This window comes from Pseudomonas sp. MUP55 (assembly GCF_034043515.1).
Classification (GTDB): Bacteria; Pseudomonadota; Gammaproteobacteria; order Pseudomonadales; family Pseudomonadaceae; genus Aquipseudomonas.
In genome coordinates this window covers 333676-355197 of sequence record NZ_CP138214.1, presented here as the reverse complement: position 1 = coordinate 355197, position 21522 = coordinate 333676, and the positions used below count along the sequence as shown (strand labels likewise).

18 protein-coding genes are annotated in these 21522 nt (G+C 61.2%); 14 read left to right on the top strand and 4 right to left on the bottom strand.

Annotation, left to right across the window (positions count from 1 at the left end):
* Positions 1-14: 14 nt before the first annotated feature.
* Positions 15-755: an osmolarity response regulator transcription factor OmpR gene (gene ompR / locus SC318_RS01450; protein WP_003236035.1), complete on the bottom strand. Its 741-nt coding sequence runs from the start codon at positions 753-755 to the stop codon at positions 15-17.
* Between the two features lie 356 nt (positions 756-1111).
* Here ompR and SC318_RS01445 point away from each other — a divergent pair, with 356 nt between their 5' ends.
* The 8 genes from SC318_RS01445 (at position 1112) to tauD (ending at position 10559) form a co-directional block, all read left to right on the top strand.
* Positions 1112-3436: a Tex family protein gene (locus SC318_RS01445; protein WP_320429353.1), complete on the top strand. Its 2325-nt coding sequence runs from the start codon at positions 1112-1114 to the stop codon at positions 3434-3436.
* The gene (locus SC318_RS01440) at positions 3436-3819 is read left to right on the top strand and encodes a PaaI family thioesterase (RefSeq protein ID WP_306491183.1); all 384 of its coding nucleotides are present in this window, start codon (positions 3436-3438) and stop codon (positions 3817-3819) included. Before SC318_RS01445 ends, SC318_RS01440 begins: the two co-directional genes overlap by 1 nt.
* 214 nt (positions 3820-4033) lie before the next feature.
* Entirely contained in the window at positions 4034-5617 is a 1584-nt protein-coding gene (gshA, locus tag SC318_RS01435) for a glutamate--cysteine ligase (protein WP_320429352.1), read from the top strand.
* A gap of 309 nt (positions 5618-5926) precedes the next feature.
* On the top strand, positions 5927-6859 hold the full coding sequence (locus SC318_RS01430; RefSeq protein ID WP_320427579.1) for an IS110 family transposase: 933 nt from the start codon (positions 5927-5929) through the stop codon (positions 6857-6859).
* Positions 6860-7104: 245 nt separating this feature from the next.
* Entirely contained in the window at positions 7105-8082 is a 978-nt protein-coding gene (gene tauA, locus SC318_RS01425) for a taurine ABC transporter substrate-binding protein (RefSeq protein ID WP_320429351.1), read from the top strand.
* A gap of 13 nt (positions 8083-8095) precedes the next feature.
* Positions 8096-8875 (top strand): taurine ABC transporter ATP-binding subunit, encoded by a 780-nt coding sequence (tauB, locus tag SC318_RS01420; RefSeq protein ID WP_320429350.1) that lies wholly within the window; start codon positions 8096-8098, stop codon positions 8873-8875.
* Positions 8872-9708 carry a taurine ABC transporter permease TauC gene (gene tauC, locus SC318_RS01415; RefSeq protein WP_320429349.1) on the top strand — a complete coding sequence of 279 codons (837 nt, stop codon included), beginning with the start codon at positions 8872-8874 and terminating at the stop codon, positions 9706-9708. The genes tauB and tauC overlap by 4 nt, the downstream gene beginning before the upstream one ends.
* 14 nt (positions 9709-9722) lie before the next feature.
* Positions 9723-10559, top strand: coding sequence for a taurine dioxygenase (tauD, locus tag SC318_RS01410; RefSeq protein WP_320429348.1), 837 nt, complete (start codon positions 9723-9725; stop codon positions 10557-10559).
* A gap of 128 nt (positions 10560-10687) precedes the next feature.
* Here tauD and mgrA read toward each other — a convergent pair whose 3' ends face one another.
* The 3 genes from mgrA to epsC all read right to left on the bottom strand — a co-directional run bounded on the left by mgrA (position 10688) and on the right by epsC (position 15170).
* Entirely contained in the window at positions 10688-11725 is a 1038-nt protein-coding gene (mgrA, locus tag SC318_RS01405; protein ID WP_320429347.1) for an L-glyceraldehyde 3-phosphate reductase, read from the bottom strand.
* Positions 11726-11876: 151 nt separating this feature from the next.
* Positions 11877-13838 (bottom strand): choline transporter BetT, encoded by a 1962-nt coding sequence (betT, locus tag SC318_RS01400; RefSeq protein WP_320431176.1) that lies wholly within the window; start codon positions 13836-13838, stop codon positions 11877-11879.
* Between the two features lie 405 nt (positions 13839-14243).
* Complete coding sequence (gene epsC, locus SC318_RS01395) at positions 14244-15170, bottom strand: serine O-acetyltransferase EpsC (protein WP_320429346.1); 927 nt, start codon at positions 15168-15170, stop codon at positions 14244-14246.
* A 252-nt stretch (positions 15171-15422) separates the two neighbouring features.
* On the opposite strand from epsC, the gene SC318_RS01390 reads away from it, so the two are divergent.
* The 6 genes from SC318_RS01390 to SC318_RS01365 all read left to right on the top strand — a co-directional run bounded on the left by SC318_RS01390 (position 15423) and on the right by SC318_RS01365 (position 21493).
* Positions 15423-16418, top strand: coding sequence for a D-cysteine desulfhydrase (locus SC318_RS01390; protein ID WP_320429345.1), 996 nt, complete (start codon positions 15423-15425; stop codon positions 16416-16418).
* A 278-nt stretch (positions 16419-16696) separates the two neighbouring features.
* A complete protein-coding gene (gene tcyJ / locus SC318_RS01385) occupies positions 16697-17491 on the top strand; it encodes a cystine ABC transporter substrate-binding protein (protein WP_306491174.1) in 795 nt (264 codons plus the stop codon).
* Positions 17491-18156: a cystine ABC transporter permease gene (tcyL, locus tag SC318_RS01380; protein ID WP_124384637.1), complete on the top strand. Its 666-nt coding sequence runs from the start codon at positions 17491-17493 to the stop codon at positions 18154-18156. The genes tcyJ and tcyL overlap by 1 nt, the downstream gene beginning before the upstream one ends.
* A 2-nt stretch (positions 18157-18158) precedes the next feature.
* Complete coding sequence (gene tcyN / locus SC318_RS01375; RefSeq protein ID WP_320429344.1) at positions 18159-18905, top strand: L-cystine ABC transporter ATP-binding protein TcyN; 747 nt, start codon at positions 18159-18161, stop codon at positions 18903-18905.
* Between the two features lie 381 nt (positions 18906-19286).
* Positions 19287-20063 carry a hypothetical protein gene (locus SC318_RS01370; protein WP_320429343.1) on the top strand — a complete coding sequence of 259 codons (777 nt, stop codon included), beginning with the start codon at positions 19287-19289 and terminating at the stop codon, positions 20061-20063.
* 188 nt (positions 20064-20251) lie between these two features.
* Entirely contained in the window at positions 20252-21493 is a 1242-nt protein-coding gene (locus tag SC318_RS01365) for an SfnB family sulfur acquisition oxidoreductase (RefSeq protein WP_320429342.1), read from the top strand.
* Positions 21494-21522: the final 29 nt, after the last annotated feature.

Here is a 21522-nt window from a genome sequence, read left to right as displayed (position 1 = left end):
CTGCAAATCATCGGTCACTTGGTTGCGGTGCCATCCGGCACAAACACATAACCCACACCCCACACCGTCTGGATATATCGCGGCTTGGAAGGGTCTGGCTCGATCATCCGGCGCAGTCGGGAGATCTGCACATCGATGGAGCGCTCCAGGGCGTCCCATTCTCGGCCACGGGCCAGGTTCATCAGCTTGTCGCGGGTCAGTGGCTGGCGAGCGTTCATCACCAGAGCCTTGAGCACCGCGAATTCGCCGGTGGTGAGCATGTGCACTTCGTCGCCACGCTTGAGCTCGCGGGTGGCCAGGGACAACTCGTAGTCGCCAAAGGTCACGCTTTCGTCTTCGCTGCCTGGCGCACCCGGTACCGAGGGGGCCTGACGGCGCAACACGGCCTTGACCCGCGCCATCAACTCGTCAGGGTTGAACGGCTTGGCCAGGTAGTCATCAGCGCCCAGTTCGAGGCCCTTGATACGACTCAGCTCGTCACCCTTGGCGGTGAGCATGATGATCGGGATCTGGTTGTTCGCGCCGCGCAGACGCTTGCAGGCGGTCAGGCCGTCTTCGCCGGGCAGCATCAGGTCGAGCACAACCAGATTGAACACTTCGCGACCCAACAGGCGGTCCATCTGCTCGGTGTTCGGCACCGCGCGCGCCCGGTAGCCTTTGGAGTTGAAGAAACGCTCCAGCAGGCTGCTCAGCCCCGGATCGTCGTCAACGATGAGAATTTTTTCGCCTTCAGCAGTTTGTGCAGTGCTGCTCATTAGATGCTCCTCTTATCTCGGCGCGCATTATGGCCTAGCTGCCGTTATACGCACCGTGTGCATTGTTAGCAGATTTTTCGTCTACCGCCATCCAAGCCACGCCCCGGAACCACCGGCGTAGTAGCCCCCAAGGGCAGAACGCTGGTTATAATGCCGCGCCTTTGTGCCGGGCAACGTCAGATCGTTACCGTTTACTGCCAGGTTTTTTTCACCCGCTTGTCGTGTTTTTTCGATTTCGAGGGTCAATAGGCTGCCTCTTGACCCAGGCAGCGGCGCCAGTCGGGCCGCTCAACCAGCCTCGCAAGGCCTTGTTTTCCGGGTGTGCGAGCTGCTTTTTCAGAATTTCAGGTGGTTTTATGGACAGCATCAACAGCCGCATCGCCGAGGAACTCGGTGTACGCCCACAACAGGTCGAAGCGGCCGTCGCGCTACTGGATGAAGGCTCCACGGTGCCTTTCATCGCCCGTTACCGAAAAGAGGTGACCGGCAGCCTTGACGACATCCAGCTGCGACACCTGGAAGAGCGCCTGCGCTACCTGCGAGAACTCGACGAGCGGCGTATCAGCATCCTCGCCAGCATTGAGGAACAGGGCAAGCTGACCCCACAGCTGGAACGCGACATCAAGCTCGCCGATACCAAGACCCGCCTCGAAGACCTTTACCTGCCGTATAAACAGAAACGTCGCACAAAGGGTCAGATCGCCCTGGAAGCCGGCCTGGGTGACTTGGCCGACGGTTTGTTCAATGACCCGTCGCTGACCCCGGAAACCGAAGCCGCGCGCTTTGTCGACGCGCAAAAAGGCGTCGCCGATGTCAAGGCCGCCCTTGAAGGCGCCAAGTACATCCTGATGGAGCGCTTCGCGGAAAACGCCAGCCTGCTGGAAAAACTGCGCACCTACCTCAAACAGGAAGCCATTCTCAGTGCCCGCGTGATCGCCGGCAAAGAGGAAGAAGGCGCCAAGTTCCGCGATTACTTCGAACACGACGAACCGCTCAAAAGCATGCCGTCCCACCGCGCCCTGGCGATTTTCCGCGGCCGGAACGAGGGCATTCTCAGCTCCGCGCTGAAAGTCGGTGACGAGCTGCCCGGCACCATGCACCCGTGCGAAGGCATGATCGGTCAACAATTCGGCATCCAGAATCAGAATCGTCCTGCGGACAAGTGGCTCGGTGAAGTCGTGCGCTGGACCTGGAAGGTCAAGCTCTACACCCACCTGGAAACCGACCTGCTCGGCGAGCTGCGTGATGGTGCCGAAACCGAGGCGATCAACGTGTTCGCCCACAACCTGCATGACCTGCTGCTGGCCGCACCGGCCGGCCCACGGGCGACCCTGGGCCTGGACCCGGGCCTGCGCACCGGTTGCAAGGTCGCGGTGGTCGACGCCACCGGCAAGCTGCTGGACCACGCCACCGTCTACCCGCACGTACCGCACAACAAGTGGGACCAGACCCTCGCAATCCTGGCTGCGCTGTGCGCCAAGCACGCGGTGGACCTGATCGCCATCGGCAACGGTACCGCCAGCCGCGAAACCGACAAGCTGGCCGCCGAGCTGATCAAAAAATACCCAGCCATGAAGATGACCAAGGTCATGGTTTCTGAAGCGGGTGCTTCGGTGTACTCGGCTTCGGAACTCGCGTCCAAGGAATTCCCGGACCTCGACGTGTCGATCCGCGGCGCCGTATCCATTGCCCGTCGCCTGCAGGACCCGTTGGCCGAGCTGGTGAAAATCGACCCCAAATCCATCGGCGTCGGCCAATACCAGCATGACGTGTCGCAGCTCAAGCTGGCGCGTGGCCTGGACGCGGTGGTGGAAGACTGCGTGAACGCCGTGGGTGTGGACGTGAACACCGCCTCCGTGGCGCTGCTCGCGCGTATCTCCGGCCTCAACGCTACCCTCGCGCAGAATATCGTCACCCACCGCGACGAGAACGGCGCGTTCAAAACCCGCGCCGCGCTGAAAAAAGTCGCGCGCCTGGGTGAGAAAACCTTCGAGCAAGCCGCCGGTTTCCTACGCGTAATGAACGGCGACAACCCGCTGGATGCCTCTGCGGTTCACCCGGAAGCCTATCCGCTGGTGCAGCGCATTGCCGCCGAAACCGACCGCGACATCCGCTCGCTGATCGGCGACGCCGCGTTCCTCAAGCGCCTGGACCCGAAGAAATACACCGACGAAACCTTCGGCGTACCGACCATCACCGACATCCTGCAGGAACTGGAAAAACCCGGCCGCGACCCACGCCCCGAGTTCAAGACCGCCGAGTTCCAGGACGGTGTCGAAGACCTCAAGGACCTGCAACCGGGCATGATCCTCGAAGGCGTGGTGACCAACGTGACCAACTTCGGCGCGTTCGTGGATATCGGCGTGCATCAGGACGGTTTGGTGCACATCTCCGCGCTTTCGGAGAAGTTCATCAAGGACCCTCGCGAAGCGGTGAAGGCCGGTGACGTGGTCAAGGTCAAGGTGATGGAAGTCGACATCCCGCGCAAACGCGTTGGCCTGTCGATGCGCATGAGCGACACCCCCGGCGAGAAAGTCGACGGTGCCCGTGGCGCCCGCCCTGGCTCGGCACCGCGCTCGTCGCAGAACACCGCGCCGCGCAAGGAAACCGCAACAGCCGCCCCGAGCAACAACGCCATGGCCTCGCTGTTTGCCAACGCCAAGCAGTTGAAGAAGCGCTGATGGATATCCCGGCCGGTTTGACCCAGAGCGCGTTCAGCGAGCTGATCGGCTGCCGCCTGCAACGCCTGGACGAGGGCGTTGCGGAGGTGGCCCTGAGCCTGGCGCCGCAGTTGCGCAATCGCGGCGGCAAACTGCATGGCGGCGCGATCTTCAGCCTGGTGGACATCACCATGGGGCTGGCATGCTCCAGCGTCCACGGGTTCGACCAGCAGAGCGCGACCATCGAGTGCAAGATCAACTATATCCGCGCCGTTGAAGACGGTGACGTGTTGTGCACCAGCCGGGTGATTCATGCCGGCAGGCGCACATTGGTGGTCGAAGCCGACGTGTACCAAGGCGAAAGACTTGTCGCAAAAGCACAGGGCACGTTCGCTGTCCTATAGCTCCCTGCCCCTGATTTGAGTTAATTTCGGCGCTGCGACAACAGCGTCGGAATTTTATCGCTTCGCTGTAGCCCAATTCATGGAGTGAAGTAGGCATATTCAGAGCGGGTCAAATCGACTCAGAACCAGGCGATCACGCCAGTTTCAACTTCACCCTTGTAGACCGTCTTGCCCACCCCCATATTGGGGCGACTGACGCGTGAAGGAATCCAACTTGAGCGAACTTCTCAACCGCCGCCTGGCCCTGCTCGGCAAGCGCGAACACCTCTCCCTGCTAGAGCACTGCCTGCATGGCATCGAGCGTGAATGCCTGCGCGTCACCAGCGAAGGTCGCCTGGCCCAGACGCCGCATCCCGAAGCCCTGGGCGCCGCGTTGACCCACGAGCAGATCACCACCGACTACTCGGAATCGCTGCTGGAGTTCATCACTCCCGCGCTGCCCAACCCGGCCGATACCCTGAGCAGCCTGGACAAGATCCATCGTTTTGCCTACAGCAAGCTGGGCAGCGAATACCTGTGGAGCCCCTCGATGCCGTGCCCGTTGCCGGCCGAGGAAGACATTCCGATTGCCTACTACGGCACGTCCAATATCGGGCAGCTCAAGTACGTTTACCGCAAGGGCCTGGCCCTGCGCTACGGCAAGACCATGCAATGCATCGCCGGCATCCACTACAACTTTTCGCTGCCCGAACAGCTGTGGCCGTTGCTCAAGGCAGCCGAAAGGTTTGTCGGCACCGACCGCGACTACCAATCCACCGCCTATATCGCGCTGATTCGTAACTTCCGTCGCTACAGCTGGCTGTTGATGTACCTGTTCGGTGCCTCACCGGCGCTGGATGCGGGTTTCCTGCGCGGTCGCTCGCACCAGCTGGAAGTGCTCGACGCCGAAACGCTGTACTTGCCATACGCCACCAGCCTGCGCATGAGCGACCTGGGTTACCAGAGCAACGCCCAGGCCGGCCTTACGCCGTGCTACAACGACCTGGCCAGCTACACCGACAGCCTGCGCGAAGCGGTGGCAACGCCCTACGCGCCGTATGTCGAAATCGGCACGCACAAGGACGGTGAGTGGGTGCAGCTCAACACCAATATCCTGCAGATCGAAAACGAGTACTACTCCAATATCCGGCCCAAGCGCGTGACCTATACCGGCGAGCGGCCGATCCAGGCGCTGATGGCCCGTGGCATCCAGTACATTGAAGTGCGCTGCCTGGACATCAACCCGTTTCTGCCGATGGGCATCGACCTTTCAGAGTCGCGCTTTCTCGACGCGTTCCTGCTGTATTGCGCGCTGAACGACAGCCCGCTGTTCGCCAACAACGAATGCGGCAATGCCACCTCCAACTTCCTCAGCGTGGTAAAGGAGGGCCGCCGGCCGGGCCTGCAATTGCAGCGCGAAGGCCAGGCAGTGGACCTGAAAGAGTGGGCCGGAGAACTGCTGGAAAAAATCGCACCACTGGCCGCCCTGCTCGATGAGAGCCATGGCATCACTGAACACAGCCAGGCCCTGGACGCTCAACTGGCCAAGGTCAACGACCCGTCCCTGACGCCGTCGGCTCAGGTGCTGGCCACGATGGCCGAGCGCAAGGAAAGCTTTGCACAGTTCTCGCTGCACCAGAGCGAGCTGCACGCTGAGTACTTTCGCAAGGAACCGCTTCCCGTTGAGGAACAGGCGCATTTTGAAGAACTGGCGCGTACATCGCTGGCTCAACAGGCTGAGCTTGAGCAGAACGAAGTGGGCGATTTCGACGTGTTCGTCGGCTCGTACCAGGCGAGCATTCTGGCGATCAGCAACTAAGGTCGAACTCGGTCCATTGTGGGAGGGGGCTTGCCCCCGATAGCAGAGTGTCAGTCGACCCATCGGTGACTGATCCACCGCTATCGGGAGCAAGCCCCCTTGTGTCTTGAGCCAGGATTAGACTGAGGGTGAGAGCGGTGAGTAGCAAGCTGAATGCCCCGAGTGCTTAAAGCACGTGTGGGAGCCCACGCTGCTACTCACCTCTCCGCTCTGGACATGAGCCCGAACAGTTGAACGAGCCCACCTCGAACAGTTACAAGCGTGGGCCAAGCCAGAGCGCTCTCACATTAAGTGTAAGAGGATTTGGCTATGTTTTCCTATCCAGCAGGTATTGATGTTTCCAAGGACAGCCTTGAGGCTCGAGTTAATCAGGTTGACGTTGGGGTAAATTGCGCTAACGCCGAAGAAGATTTCCCTGGGTTGATTGGGTGGCTATTGCTTCACCAGGTTGGTCGCGTGGTATTGGAGGCTACTGGCGGTTATGAGCGCAAAGTCATGAAGGCGCTTCAGGCTGCGGGCCTTGATGTCATCTGCATCAATCCGCACCGAGCCAAGAGTTTTTCCAGGGCGATGGGCAAACAAGCCAAAACCGACCCGATAGACGCAAAGTCTCTTGCGCACTATGCAGCTGTTCTAGACTCGCCAAGCGCCCGAGTTACAAGCCCGGAGCACGATAAGCTGCGCGCGTTGGTCCAGCAGCGGGAGCATTTTGTTCAGCAAAGAGATGACGACAGACGACGCCTGAAAACAGCTTCCTGCGATGCGGTAAAGCCTGCATTACAGAACCATATCGACTATTTGACCGTGGCAGTGGAGGCGATAGATCAACTGATTCGTCAAAGTGCGAACGAGTTAGATAGCGAAAAGGTGGCTCGACTGTGTTCAGTCAAAGGAATCGGGCTGGTTACTGCCACCAGTCTTATGGCTTACCTGCCTGAGCTGGGAGAGATTGGAGGGCGCCCTATCGCGGCACTAGCGGGCCTCGCTCCGTACAACAACGACAGCGGAAGGCATAAAGGTGCACGCCATATTAGTGGCGGAAGGTTTTCAGCCCGTCGCTCACTTTACATGGCCTGTTGGGTGGTTATCCGTGACCAGCCAGAATTCGGGACTCGATATAAGGCGCTACGTGATAAAGGGAAATGCGCCAAAGTCGCGTTGATCGCCTGTATGCGCGTTTTGTTGGTACGTCTGAACGCGATGCTGCGTGACCGCACTGAATGGAAAGAGCGCACCGATTAGCTCGGTAGCAGCAATTTCCTTCAGCATTGCACGGCCTAAGCTGTGGGAGCTTTGCTGCCTATGAAAATGACTTCTGAATTGAATCCAATAAGACAGTTGCTCCCACATTGGCTTTCTGCACATTCGAGATTCACGGTTACTTCTGTCACTAAGCTAATTCGAAAATGTTATTTATTTTCTGATTCTTAGATCATTTATTCTCCTCACACGCCGACCACCCGGCCGCCTGACTGAGGAGCTTCCCCTTGAAACTGCTGACCCCACTGCGCTTGCTGGCGGCGTTGTCCCTGGCCGGTGCCAGCCTGTTTGCCCAGGCGGCGGACGTGACCGTCGCTTACCAGACCACCGTAGACCCGGCGAAAGTCGCCCAGGCCGACGGCGCCTATGAAAAAGCCACCCACGCCAAGATCGACTGGCGCAAATTCGACAATGGCGCCGATATCATCGCCGCCATCGCTTCGGGCGACGTGCAGATCGGTTACCTCGGTTCCAGCCCGTTGACCGCTGCGATCACTCGCAAGGTACCGGTGCAAACCTTCCTCGTCGCCACCCAGATCGGCGGCGCCGAAGCCCTGGTGGCCCGCGATGGCTCGGGGATCAACAACCCTCAGGACCTGATCGGTAAAAAGATCGCCGTGCCGTTCGTGTCCACCGGTCACTACAGCCTGCTGGCCGCGCTGAAGCACTGGAACATCGACCCTTCGAAAGTGACCATCCTCAATCTCGCGCCACCGGCCATCATCGCCGCCTGGAAGCGCGGTGATATCGACGCCACCTACGTGTGGGACCCGGCCCTCGGCGTCGCCAAGGAAAACGGCAAGGTGTTGATCACTTCCGGCGAGTTGGCCAAGTTCGGCGCGCCGACCTTCGACGCCTGGATTGTGCGCAAGGACTTCGCCGAGAAGCATCCGGAAATCGTCACCGCCTTTGCCAAGGTCACCCTGGATGCCTACGCCGCGTATCGCAAAGACCCACAAGCCTGGCTCGCCGACAAAACCAACGTCGACAAGCTGGTGAAACTCTCCGGTGCCAAGGCCAGCGACATCCCGCTGCTGCTGCAAGGCAACGTCTACCCGCTGGCCGCCGACCAGGTCACCCTGCTGGGCGCACCGACCACCAAAGCCGTCACCGATACCGCGGCGTTCCTCAAGGAACAAGGCAAGGTCGACGCCGTGCTGCCGGACTACGCCCCTTACATCAGCGCCAAATTCATCACTAACTGAGGAGTTCATCGCGATGGCCTTGCTACAACTGGAGCGCATCAGCGCACAGTACCCAGGCGCTCCGGAACCGGTACTGGCGGATATTTCACTTGAGCTTGGGCCCCAGCAATTGCTGGTGGCCCTCGGCCCGTCCGGCAGTGGCAAGACTTCGCTGTTGAACCTGATTGCCGGCTTTGTCGAGCCCTCAGCCGGGCGCATCACCCTTGATGGCGTACCGGTCAAAGGCCCCAGCGCCGAGCGTGGCGTGGTGTTCCAGGACGATGCCCTGCTGCCCTGGCAGGACGTGCTGGCCAACGTCGCCTTCGGCCTGGAACTGGCCGGCGTGCCCAAGGCGCAACGTGAAGTGCGCGCCCGGGAAATGCTCGCGCTGGTGGACCTGAGCGGTTTCGACAGCCGCCGCATCTGGCAACTCTCCGGTGGCCAGAAGCAACGCGTCGGCCTGGCGCGCGCCCTCGCCGCCGACCCTCGCGTATTGCTGATGGACGAGCCCTTCGGCGCCCTCGACGCCTTTACCCGCGAACAGATGCAGGAACTGCTGCTGCAAGTCTGGCGCCGCACGGCCAAGCCGGTGTTCCTGATCACCCACGACATCGAAGAAGCGGTGTTCCTTGCCACGGACCTGATCCTGCTGGCCCCCAACCCCGGCCAGATCGTCGAACGCCTGCACCTGGACTTTGGCCAACGCTACGCGGCCGGCGAGTCGGCACGGGCGATCAAGTCCGACCCGCGCTTTATCGAAACCCGTGAACACGTGCTGGGCAAGGTGTTCTCCCAACGGCAGGTGTACGCATGAGCAGCTACGAACTTTCCACGGCGGCGGCCAAGCCCGTCGCACCCCAGGCGGTCGCGCTACGGCGCAGCCTGAGTACGCGCTGGATCAGCGTGTTGACCCTGCTGGCCTTGCTCGCGCTGTGGTGGGCGGTGACCGCCACCGGGTTGATCGAGCCGCTGTTCCTGCCGCCACCCTCTGCTGTGCTGCAAAAAGGCTGGTTGCTGGCCACTACCGGCTATATGGATTCCACCTTGTGGCAGCACTTGGGCGCCAGCCTCAGCCGCATCGGCCTGGGCCTGGGCTTCGCGGTGCTGACGGCCGTGCCGGTGGGGATCGCCATCGGCGCCAACCGTATCGCCCGCGGCATTCTCGACCCGTTGATCGAGTTCTACCGGCCGATTCCGCCGCTGGCCTATCTGCCGCTGATCGTGATCTGGTGCGGCATCGGCGAGCTGTCCAAGGTGCTGCTGATTTACCTGGCGATCTTTGCGCCGATTGCCATCGCCACCGCGACCGGCGTGCGCACTGTGGACCCGGCCAAGTTGCGCGCCGCGCAGTCCCTCGGCGCGACCCGGGCCCAGTTGATTCGTCATGTGATCCTGCCCAGCGCCTTGCCCGACATCCTCACCGGTGTGCGCATTGGCCTGGGCGTGGGGTGGTCGACCCTGGTGGCCGCCGAACTGATCGCCGCCACCAGCGGCCTGGGCTTCATGGTGCAGTCGGCGGCGCAGTTTCTGGTCACCGACGTCGTGGTATTGGGCATCCTGGTGATCGCGCTGATCGCCTTCGCCATGGAAATGGGCCTGCGCGCCCTGCAGCGTAAATTAGTGCCGTGGCATGGCCAGGCACACTGAGTGATGAACGATAAATGAGCAGCCTGACCGTTACCCCGTTAAGCACCGCACTGGGCGCCCAGATCAGTGGCGTCGATATTACCCAAACGCTGAGCAGCGAACAGCGCGACGCCATCGAACAAGCATTGCTCGCGCACTCGGTGCTGTTCTTCCGAAACCAGCCGATCACCCCGCAGCAACAGGCTCGGTTCGCGGCGCATTTTGGTGACCTGCATATTCATCCGATCTACCCCAACGTGCCGGAACAGCCCGAAGTGCTGATCCTCGACACGGCCGTCACCGACGTACGTGACAATGCGATCTGGCACACCGACGTGACCTTCCTACCCACCCCGGCCATGGGCGCGGTGCTCAGCGCCAAGCTGCTGCCGGCCTACGGTGGCGACACCTTGTGGGCCAGTGGGATCGCAGCCTATGAAGCGCTGTCCGAGCCACTCAAGGCGTTGCTCGATGGGCTGACTGCCACCCACGACTTCGTCAAATCCTTCCCACTGGAGCGCTATGGCAACACCGCCGCCGACCTGGCGCGTTGGGAAGAAGCCCGCAAAAAGAACCCACCGCTGTCGCACCCGGTGATACGCACACACCCTGTGAGTGGGCGTAAGTCGCTGTTCGTCAGCGACGGCTTCACCACCAAGATCAATGAACTGGAACCGACCGAAAGCGAGGCGATCCTGAAGTTTCTGTTCGCCCACGCCACCCGCCCGGAATTCACCATTCGCTGGCGCTGGCAGGAAAACGATGTGGCGTTCTGGGACAACCGCGTCACCCAACACTACGCCGTGGACGACTACCGGCCGCAGCGGCGGGTGATGCACCGGGCAACCATCCTGGGCGACGTGCCGTTCTAAAAACACTTCAGTTCAAATGTGGGAGGGGGCTTGCCCCCGATAGCGGTGTGTCAGTCACTGATTAGCTGGCTGACAGATAGCTATCGGGAGCAAGCCCCCTCCCACATTTTTGACCGGGCAGCGCCAGGTTATTCAGCAGTGGATGGTTTTTCCCACAGGTTGATCCCGCCTTCCTGGGCAAACCGGTCGATTTCCGCCAGTTCTTCAGCGCTGAAGCTCAGGTTCTGCAGCGCCCCGACGTTCTCGATGATCTGCTCCGGCCGGCTCGCACCGATCAGCGCACTGGTCACCCGTGGGTCACGCAGGGTCCAGGCCAACGCCAGTTGCGCCAGGCTCTGGCCGCGACGCTGGGCGATTTCGTTCAAGGCACGCACGTGGGCAATGTTGGCTTCGGACAGGTGCTTGGCCTGCAGCGAGCCTCCGCCGGGGCGATTCACCCGAGCATCTTCCGGTATGCCGTTGAGGTATTTGTCGGTGAGCAAACCCTGGGCCAGCGGCGTGAAGGCAATCACCCCGGTGCCGAGTTCTTCGGTGGTGTCGAGCAGGTCTTTTTCCACCCAGCGGTTGAGCAGGTTGTAGGCCGGCTGGTGAATCAACAGCGGCACTTTCCACTCGTTGAGCAATGCCGCCATCTCGCGGGTTTTTACCCCGGAGTAGGACGAGATACCGATGTACAACGCCTTGCCCTGTTGCACGGCGGTGGCCAGCGCACTGGCGGTTTCTTCCAGCGGCGTGTCGGCATCGAAACGGTGGGAATAGAAAATATCCACGTAGTCGACGCCCAGGCGTTGCAGGCTCTGGTCCAGGCTCGCCAGCACGTACTTGCGCGAACCGCCACCCTGGCCATAAGGACCGGGCCACATGTCCCAGCCAGCTTTGCTCGAAATGATCAGCTCGTCGCGGTAATGCTTGAAATCTTCGCGCAGCAACCGGCCAAAGTTGATCTCGGCGCTGCCGTAAGGCGGGCCGTAGTTATTGGCCAGGTCGAAGTGGTTGATGCCTAAGTCGAACGCAGTGCGCAGCAGGGCGCGCTGGGTGGCGATCGGCGTGCTGTCGCCGAAGTTGTGCCACAACCCCAGGGACAGTGCCGGCAGCACCAATCCACTGCGGCCTACGCGGCGATAAGGAATAGATTCATAGCGGTTTTCGGCAGCAATGTACGTCATCGAATCCTCTCTGGGCTTGGGGCCAATAAGGCCTGGGAATAAGGTTATTCCCAGGCCTTTCAACCCGCTGAATCGCTTAAGTCTGCCTTTCCCTTTTACAGCAAAGACCTACCCGAGAGGAACGGTGCAGCGCACATCCAGCGGTTTTTACTCAGCGCACCAGGTGCAGGAACTGCAAGTGCCGCTCGTACTGGTCGAGGATGTCATTGATGATCTGCTCCTTGGTGTAGCCGACCAGGTCATAGTCCTGGCTGCCTTCACTCAAGTGAACTTCCGCGCGGTAATAGCGGCGGTTGTTGATCTCTTTCTTGCCGATGCCACCCAGGGCGAACGAGGGCGTGAAGTAGCCGCGCATCTGCACCTGGTAGATGAACGGACGCTCCTCGCCATGGCCGATTTCCAGGCTGACGCTGTCGTTGGACGGGTCGGGCTGGGTGACCACGTTCAGGCCCTTCTCGACAAACACCGCCGTCACTTCTTCGATGGCCGGGCGCACCGTGGTGTCGAGGAAGCGGTACACCTCATCGCGTGACGGGAAATGCACCGCCTGGCTCAAGCGCTGGCGCCAGCCGCCTCGGCCTTTGCGGGAGGCCGATATCGGCGCCAGGGAATGCAACTGCGCGATCTGCTTCTGCGATTCGAGGTAGAACGCCTTGTGCAGGCCCCACATCATCAGCAACAGGATCAGCGAGAACGGCAACGAGGTCAGCACCACGGCTGATTTCAACGAATCGATACTGCCGGCAAACAGCAAGGCGCTGGTGACCAGGGCGGTCATCGCGCCCCAGAACACGCGCAGCCATTTCGGTCCGTCTTCATCGGCGTTGCCGCCTTTGGACGACAGGGTCGACAGCACCACGGTGCCGGAATCGGCTGAGGTCACGAAGAACACAAAGCTGATGAACACCGTGACCGCAATTACGGTTTTGCTCCACGGGTAGGTTTCCAGCAGCAGGTACAGGCTCATCGACGGCTCATCAATGGCCGACTGACCCAGCGCGGCCATGCCATGGTTGAGCACCTGGTCGATGGCGCTGTTGCCGAAGATCGACATCCACGCCAGGGTGAAACCCAGCGGGATCAGCAGCACGCCAAACACAAATTCGCGGATGGTGCGGCCGCGGGAAATGCGGGCGATGAACAGGCCCACGAACGGCGACCATGCGATCCACCAGGCCCAGTAGAACACCGTCCAGCCGCCCAGCCAGTCGCTGGGTTTGTCGTAGGCGTACACATCGAAACTCTTGGTCGGCAGGGCCCCCAGGTAGTCACCGATGTTCTGGATCAGGGTGTTGAGCAAATGCTGGGTGGGCCCGGCAAACAACACAAACAGCAGCAGCGCGCAGGCCAGCAGCATGTTGATGTCGGACATCACCCGCACCCCCTTGTCCACACCGGCCACGGCGACGATGATCGCCGCGCCCATCATCAAGGTGATCAAGCCCACCTGAATCCACTGGGTATGGGCAATACCGAACAGGTAGTCCAGGCCGGAGTTGAGGTGCAGCACGCCAAAGCCCATGTCCGCGCCCAGGCCGAACACCGTGGCGATGATGCCGAAGCCGTCCACCGCGTAACCGATCGGGCCGTTGATGCGCTTGCCGATCAGCGGGTACAGCGCCGAGCGCAACGCCAGCGGCAGGTTATGCCGGTAGGCGAAGTACGCCAGCGCCATGCCGACAAACGCGAACACGCCCCAGCCGTGCAGGCCCCAGTGCAGAAACAAGATCTGCATGGCCTGGCGTGCCGCATCGGCATTCAGCGCCTGGCCCTGGGGCGGTTGCACCAGGTGGGTCAGGGGTTCGGATACGCAAAAGAAGAACAGCGTGATGCTGATCCCGGCGGCGAACAGCATGCCGGCCCAGGACAGGTAACTGAATTCGGGCTCGTCGTGGTCGGCACCGAGTTTTATCTTGCCGTAGCCCGATAGCGCGGTGACCACCACGAAGACCAGATACAGCGTCATCGCCAGCATGTAGTACCAGCCGACCGTATTGGCCGCCCAGTTTTGCGCCGCCAGCAGCCAGGCACCAGCCTGTTGCGGGATAGCGATGACCGTGAGGCCGAACAGCAAAATGGCTGTGGCGGCAAAGTAGAAGACGGGCGCATTCATGCGCACCTGACCGCTGGAAGGGGTGGACGATGCACTCATGAACCATGCACCCCTGAGGTGTGAAATGTGGCTGTAAATAACGGACTCAGCAAAGGTAAGCCTCCTGTTGTGAGCGGGCAGCGAACCACCGGTTTAACTTGAACGAACGTTCAAGTTAAACATGAATAGGCGGTTTGGGACTAATTTCGGGGCTGAGTGGTAGGGGATTCCTACACAATCTCAGGGACTGGTATGACGGGTGGAGATGACAAAACGTTCAGCAACCCGAATTTGAAATGCAGATAAATGCAGATAAATGTGGGAGGGGGCTTGCCCCCGATAGCAGTGGGTCAGCCAGCCTATGTATTGACTGGTGCACCGCTATCGGGGGCAAGCCCCCTCCCACAGGGGATTTGTGCAGGTTCTTTATTTTTGGGCACCATCGTCATGCTGCAGATTGGCTTGGGTGATATTCGCCTCGGCGGGCACGCTGCGGGTCAGCCACACGTTGCCGCCAATGGTCGAGCCCTTGCCGATGGTAATCCGCCCCAGAATGGTGGCGCCGGCGTAGATCACCACATCATCTTCAACGATAGGATGGCGCGGATGGCCTTTCTGCAACTGCCCGTCCTCATCTGCGGGGAAGCGCTTGGCGCCCAACGTCACCGCCTGGTAGATGCGCACCCGCTCACCGATGATTGCCGTCTCGCCGATCACCACACCGGTGCCGTGGTCGATAAAGAAACTCGGGCCGATCTGCGCGCCGGGGTGAATATCGATCCCCGTGGCCGAGTGAGCGATTTCCGCGCTGATTCGCGCCAGCAATGGCAGGCCGGCGCGGTACAGGTGATGGGCGAGGCGGTGGTGGATCACCGCGAGGATGCCCGGGTAGCACAGCAGTACTTCATCCACGCTGCGTGCGGCCGGGTCACCGTGGTAGGCGGCCAGTACGTCGGTGTCCAGCAGGCTGCGCAAAGCCGGCAATGCCAGGGCGAAGTCCTGGATCAGGCGAATGGCATGGGCGTTGACTTCACTGTCATCCTGGCCACTCTGACGCGCGGCGTAGCGCAGTTCCAGGCGGGCCTGGGCGAGCAAGGCGTTAAGGGCGACATCGAGGGTATGCCCGACGTAGAAGTCTTCACTTTCTTCACGCAGGTCCACCGGGCCCAGGCGCATCGGGAACAGGGCGCCGCACAACGCTTCAAGAATCTGCGCCACGGCCTCGCGGGACGGTAATTCGCGGCCACCGTGTTCGCCACTCAAGCGACCATTGCGCGTTCGCCACTGGTCGCGGGCGCTGCGCAGCTGGCTGACGATGGTCGGTAATTGCCAATGACTGGGGCGCTCGCTCAAAGGTGTTCACTCCTGAATAGGGTTGCGCAGCAACAAGTTCCAAGCGCCAAGCTGCAAGTCACCGCGCTCAACTTGCAGCTTGATGCTTACAGCTTGCCACCGAAAATTCCCCACACTTTACGACATACGTTAAAAACCGCCTTAATAACCATTAATGCCAAACATATAACCATCGCCCATAAGCGATTGGCGGTTGCCCGATGAAAAGTGCCTGCCTATAGTCGCCTCATCACTTAGCCACCGTGCGTAGCCATGATCAAACAACACCTCGACCGCTTTAACCGCCTGGACCTGCTGGGCGGCGCCACTGCCCTGGAAAAACTCGAGCGGCTGTCGGCCTGGCTGGGCAGGGATATCTACGCCAAACGCGACGACACCACCCCGCTGGCCATGGGTGGCAACAAACTGCGCAAACTTGAATACCTCGCCGCCGATGCCATTGCCCAAGGCGCTGACACCCTGATCACCGCCGGCGCCATTCAGTCCAACCACGTACGCCAGACTGCCGCGCTGGCCGCCAAGCTCGGCCTGGGGTGCGTCGCCCTGCTGGAAAACCCTACCGGCACCGAAGACCCCAACTACCTCGGCAACGGCAACCGCCTGTTGCTGGAGCTGTTCGACGCCAAGGTAGAGCGGGTAGACAACCTCGACAATGCCGATGACCAACTCAACGCCCTGGCCGACCGCCTGCGCAGCAACGGCAAGAAGCCCTACCTGGTGCCTATCGGCGGCTCCAATGCCCTCGGTGCGCTGGGCTATGTGCGTGCGGGCCTGGAGCTGGCGGCACAGATCCAAGACAGCGGCCTGGACTTCGCGGCGGTGGTACTCGCCTCAGGCAGTGCCGGCACCCACAGCGGCCTGGCATTGGCGCTGAGCGAAGCGCTGCCGGACCTGCCGGTGATTGGCGTCACCGTGTCGCGCACCGATGAAGCACAACGCCCGAAAGTCCAAGGCCTAGCCGAGCGCACGGCCGAGCTGCTTGGCGTCGATGTGCCCGAGGCATTCAAGGTGATCCTGTGGGACGAGTACTTCGGCCCACGGTATGGCGAGCCGAATGCGGGCACGTTGTCGGCGATCAAACTTTTGGCCAGCCAGGAAGGTCTGTTGCTCGACCCGGTCTACACCGGCAAGGCGATGGCGGGTTTGCTTGATGGCATCGGGCGTCAGCGGTTCGCGGACGGGCCGATCATTTTTCTGCATACCGGCGGGGCGCCCGCGCTGTTTGCTTATGACTCAGTATTTAACTGACTGAGTACTGTGAATGTGGGAGGGGGCTTGCCCTCGATAGCAGTGGGTCAGCCAGCACATGTATTGGCTGGTGCGCCGCTATCGGGGGCAAGCCCCCTCCCACACTGATTATTCGCATATTCGATAAAGAAATATAAATAACGATTTATATTATTTTCAAGTCTTAAAAACCCGCACTATCATCGCGCCGAAGGCGAAGACGCGCACCGCGCTTTAAGGCAGGATACGGCTACTGCGTCACCGGCTTCGCTCACCATAAAAAACCATAGGGGCTCTTCATGACTATTTCTGTATTGCGTCGCACATTGCTGGTCGGCACATTGGGCCTGGCCCTTGGCGCAGGCGTGCTCGGCCAGGCGGTTGCCGGCGAGCAGCTGGACACCATCAAGAAAGCCGGTGAGATCAAGATCGGCCTGGAAGGCACCTACCCACCCTTCAGCTTTGTCGATGAAAGCGGCAAGCTCAGTGGCTTCGAAGTCGAGCTGTCCGAGGCGCTGGCCAAGGAGCTGGGCGTGAAGGTCAAGCTGCAAGCCACGCCTTGGGACGGCATCCTCGCCGCCCTGGAATCCAAGCGCCTGGACGCCGTGGTCAACCAGGTGACGATCTCCGAAGAGCGCAAGAAGAAGTATGACTTCTCCAAGCCCTACACCATCTCCGGTATCCAGGCGCTGACCCTGGCCAAGAACGTCGACACCATCAAGACCGCCGACGACCTGGCCGGCAAGAAAGTCGGTGTGGGCCTGGGCACCAACTACGAACAATGGCTCAAGGACAACCAACCCAAAGCCATCATCAAGACCTACAACGACGACCCGACCAAATTCCAGGACCTGCGCATCGGCCGCATCGACGCGATCCTGATCGACCGCCTGGCCGCGCTGGAATACGCCAAGAAAGCCAAGGACACCGCCGCTGCCGGCGACGCCTTCTCCCGCCAGGAGTCCGGCATCGCCCTGCGCAAAGGCGAGCCTGAACTGCTCGACGCGGTGAACAAGGCCCTCGACAAGCTGCGCGCCGACGGCACCTTGAAGAAGCTGTCCGAGAAGTACTTCAACGCTGACGTCACTCAATAATGGAAGCAGGTTTCCAACTCGCGCTGGACTCCGCGCCCTTTCTGCTCAAGGGCGCGTACTACACGGTGATCCTCAGCCTGGGCGGGATGTTTTTCGGCCTGGTGCTGGGCTTCGGCCTGGCGCTGATGCGCTTGTCGCGCTTCATGCTGCTGCGCTGGGTCGCCCGCGTCTACGTGTCGTTCTTTCGCGGCACGCCCTTGCTGGTGCAACTGTTCCTGATCTACTACGGCTTGCCGCAAGTGGGCATCGAGCTGGACCCGATCCCGGCGGCCATGATCGGCTTTTCGCTGAACATGGCCGCCTATGCCTGTGAAATCCTGCGGGCCGCCATCGCCTCCATCGAGCGTGGCCAGTGGGAAGCCGCCGCCAGTATCGGCATGACCCGTGCGCAAACCTTGCGCCGGGCCATCCTGCCGCAGGCGATGCGCACGGCCCTGCCGCCGCTGGGCAACAGTTTTATTTCGCTGGTCAAGGACACGGCGCTGGCCGCCACCATCCAGGTGCCCGAGCTGTTTCGCCAGGCGCAACTGGTGTCTGCACGCACCTTCGAGATTTTCACCATGTATCTGTCTGCCGCGCTGATCTACTGGATCCTGGCGAGCATTCTGGCGCATCTGCAAAATCGTCTGGAAGACCGGGTCAACCGGCACGACCTGGAGTCTTGAGCATGATCGTGGTTGAAAAACTGACCAAACAATTCAACGGTCAGGTGGTGCTCAACGGCATCGACCTTGAGGTCAAGGCCGGCGAAGTCGTGGCCATCATCGGCCCCAGCGGTTCCGGCAAGACCACCTTCCTGCGCTGCCTGAATTTTCTCGAAGAACCCACCAGCGGGCGTATCAAGGTGGGCGACATCCAGATCGACGGCAGCAAGCCGCTCAACCAGCAACAGGGCCTGGTGCGACGCCTGCGTCAGCACGTCGGGTTTGTCTTCCAGAACTTCAATCTGTTCCCCCACCGCACCGCGCTGGAAAACGTCATCGAAGGCCCGATCGTGGTCAAGAAGATGCCACGCGAAGCGGCGGCCGAACTGGGCCGCAAGCTACTGGCCAGGGTCGGCCTGGCGGGCAAGGAGGCGGCTTATCCGCGGCGCTTGTCCGGCGGACAGCAGCAGCGTGTGGCGATTGCTCGGGCACTGGCCATGGAGCCTGAGGTGATTCTGTTCGATGAGCCCACGTCGGCCCTCGACCCGGAACTGGTGGGTGAAGTGCTGGCGACCATCCGCAGCCTCGCCGAAGAGAACCGCACCATGGTGATCGTCACCCACGAGATGAGCTTTGCCCGTGATGTGGCCAACCGCGTGATCTTTTTCGACAAGGGTGTGATCGTTGAACAGGGCGAAGCCAAGGCGCTGTTCGCCGACCCGAAAGAAGAGCGCACGCGGCAGTTTCTGAGCAAGTTTCTCGCGCATTGAACTGGCGTGTTGTGTCTGGAAAGTTTGCTTGCGCTGGGGTGTGAAGCGGTCCTGAAAAAACCTGGGGCCGCTGCGCAGCCAAGCTCGAGCAAGCGCCCTCGCCACAGAGAGGCGCTCCTACACGCAATCGCCATTTGCACCGGTAAAACAACCCGCTACGTCCTTCTTGAAACCCCTCTGCCAGTCAGACGCTTCTGAATATCCTCCAGCCCGCCGTTTAGCCTTTTGCCGCCATTGACGCCTGCCGCTCAACGCTCTTATCTAGCGTCCAGAGGATTGGATCCTATCCCGGCTACTCACTGAATCGTTCTTTCGGCCCCTTTGCGCACCCGCGCCCAAGGCCCGGAACGATTGCTGCTGGCTGCATCAAGGAGAACACTTATGACGCGCACTACAACCCCGGCCATGCTGACCGCACCCACCCTGCCCCAAGCCGTTCGAAACGGCATCAGCGCCCACGCGGCGGCCCAATTGCAGGTCCACATTGCGCCTTATCCCGGCATGGAGGAAGGCGACCTGATCGAGCTGTTCTGGAACAACTGCTTTGCCGCCTCTCGCCGGGTGACGGCCGGCAAGATCGGCACGCCCACCCACCTGCGGGTGCCGGAAAGTTTTGTACAGGACGGCCCGGCACGGGTGCATTACCAGATCATGCAGATTGGCCACGGCCCGGCGCGCTCGGCCACCACCCAAGTACGGGTCAAGACCAACTACCCCGGTGGCGAGCCATCGAACCTGTACAGCGACGAAAACCAGAACCTCGCCCCCGTCAGCCTGCCCGAGACCATCCGCCGCCAGGGGGTCAACAGTCGCCAGGTGCAACGCGGCATTCCGCTGACCATCGAGCCTTACGCGAACATGGCCAGTGGCGATGCCATCACCCTGCGCTGGGGTGACGTGCGCATGGACCTGCCGACCATCCAGGCCAGGGCCGTCGGCCTGGCGGTGCAGGTCTGGGTGCCCTCGACAGTGATTATCGAGGGCGGCGACGACTGCCGCCTGGAGGTGACGTACTGCATTCTCGATCGGGTCGGCAACAACTCACGCTGGGCGCCGGCCCGCACTTTGCGCATTGCCGCCTGGATTCCCCTGTGCCCCGACGCAGCCAGGGCAGCCTATCGAGCCCGGCCTTTGGGTTCGCCCTGCGAACCGGGGTGATGCGCCCTTCTATGCATATTCCTAAAAGTTAGTTTATTTAAAAAATAAACACGCTTAGGGTATATGCACCGGACCACCGGACATTCCTGATTTTTCTGTTTTTATTTCATTGAATGCGAGGTCGGTATGGTCAGAATTACCCCGGTGCATAACGCCAGGGCATTACGTGCAGCCAAGGAGCGGCGCTGATGTCTAACTTGGCTCTAACACCCCCCCAGAGTGATCTGGACGCAGCCCCCCTGTTGTTGCCGGCCACTGTGCTGCGCAACGACGCCGAGGCGCTGAGCGCGGCCCATGCGCTGGCCGACGCCGCGCGCCTGCAAGCCGCCAAGCGCGACCAGCAGCGTCAATTGCCTTGGGCACAGATCGAACAGTTCACCCGTAGCGGGTTGGGCAGTATTTCCATTCCCCGCGAATACGGCGGCCCGCAGGTTTCGTTCGTCACCCTGGCCGAAGTCTTCGCAATCATCAGCGCGGCCGACCCGGCCCTTGGGCAAATCCCGCAGAACCATTTCGGCATCCTGCACCTGCTGCAGAACACCGCCAGCGAGCGCCAGAAAAAGCAGCTGTTCCAGAGCGTGCTCGACGGCTGGCGCATCGGCAACGGCGGCCCGGAACGCGGCACCAAAAACACCCTGGAGCTCAAGGCGCGCATCACCGCCGAAGGTGACGGCTATGTGGTCAGTGGCCAGAAGTTCTACTCCACCGGCGCACTGTTTGCCCACTGGGTGGCCATCAAAGCCCTCAACGATGACGGCAAGCAGGTCATGGCGTTTGTGCGCCGTGGCAGCGAGGGGCTGCGCATCGTGGACGACTGGTCGGGCTTTGGCCAACGCACCACCGCCAGCGGCACCGTGCTGCTTGACCGGGTGTCGGTGGACGCCGAGCTGGTGGTAGAAAACTGGCGCCTGGGCGAAAGCCCGAATATCCAGGGTGCCGTATCCCAACTGATCCAGGCCGCCATCGACGCCGGCATTGCCCGTGGCGCGCTGGATGACACCATCGCCTTCGTACGTGAACGCTCGCGTCCGTGGATCGACGCCAAGGTCGAGCGGGCCAGCGACGACCTGTATGTGATCGCGGACATCGGCAAGCTGAAGATCGAGCTGCATGCCGCGCAAGCACTGCTGCGCAAAGCCGGCCAGGTACTGGACGAGGTCAGCGCCGCGCCCATCACCGCGCAGTCGGCCGCACGCGCGTCGATTGCCGTCGCCGAAGCCAAGGTACTGACGACCGAAGTGTCATTGCTGGTCAGCGAAAAACTCTTCGAGCTGGCCGGCAGCCGCGCCACCCTCGCCGAATTCAACCTTGACCGGCACTGGCGCAACGCGCGGGTGCACACGCTGCATGACCCGGTGCGCTGGAAGTATCACGCCATCGGCGCCTATCGCTTGAACGGCACGTTGCCGGCTCGCCATTCCTGGATTTGACCAACCAGAACACTTTTTCCACGAGCTTC

What these genes read in the sequence shown, in the direction of transcription:
- ompR (WP_003236035.1), bottom strand. Translation starts at nt 755, where the DNA reads ATGAGCAGCACTGCACAAACTGCTGAAGGCGAAAAAATTCTCATCGTT.
- SC318_RS01445 (WP_320429353.1), top strand. Translation starts at nt 1,112, where the DNA reads ATGGACAGCATCAACAGCCGCATCGCCGAGGAACTCGGTGTACGCCCA.
- SC318_RS01440 (WP_306491183.1), top strand. Translation starts at nt 3,436, where the DNA reads ATGGATATCCCGGCCGGTTTGACCCAGAGCGCGTTCAGCGAGCTGATC.
- SC318_RS01430 (WP_320427579.1), top strand. Translation starts at nt 5,927, where the DNA reads ATGTTTTCCTATCCAGCAGGTATTGATGTTTCCAAGGACAGCCTTGAG.
- tauB (WP_320429350.1), top strand. Translation starts at nt 8,096, where the DNA reads ATGGCCTTGCTACAACTGGAGCGCATCAGCGCACAGTACCCAGGCGCT.
- tauC (WP_320429349.1), top strand. Translation starts at nt 8,872, where the DNA reads ATGAGCAGCTACGAACTTTCCACGGCGGCGGCCAAGCCCGTCGCACCC.
- tauD (WP_320429348.1), top strand. Translation starts at nt 9,723, where the DNA reads ATGAGCAGCCTGACCGTTACCCCGTTAAGCACCGCACTGGGCGCCCAG.
- mgrA (WP_320429347.1), bottom strand. Translation starts at nt 11,725, where the DNA reads ATGACGTACATTGCTGCCGAAAACCGCTATGAATCTATTCCTTATCGC.
- betT (WP_320431176.1), bottom strand. Translation starts at nt 13,838, where the DNA reads ATGAATGCGCCCGTCTTCTACTTTGCCGCCACAGCCATTTTGCTGTTC.
- SC318_RS01390 (WP_320429345.1), top strand. Translation starts at nt 15,423, where the DNA reads ATGATCAAACAACACCTCGACCGCTTTAACCGCCTGGACCTGCTGGGC.
- tcyJ (WP_306491174.1), top strand. Translation starts at nt 16,697, where the DNA reads ATGACTATTTCTGTATTGCGTCGCACATTGCTGGTCGGCACATTGGGC.
- tcyL (WP_124384637.1), top strand. Translation starts at nt 17,491, where the DNA reads ATGGAAGCAGGTTTCCAACTCGCGCTGGACTCCGCGCCCTTTCTGCTC.
- tcyN (WP_320429344.1), top strand. Translation starts at nt 18,159, where the DNA reads ATGATCGTGGTTGAAAAACTGACCAAACAATTCAACGGTCAGGTGGTG.
- SC318_RS01370 (WP_320429343.1), top strand. Translation starts at nt 19,287, where the DNA reads ATGACGCGCACTACAACCCCGGCCATGCTGACCGCACCCACCCTGCCC.
- SC318_RS01365 (WP_320429342.1), top strand. Translation starts at nt 20,252, where the DNA reads ATGTCTAACTTGGCTCTAACACCCCCCCAGAGTGATCTGGACGCAGCC.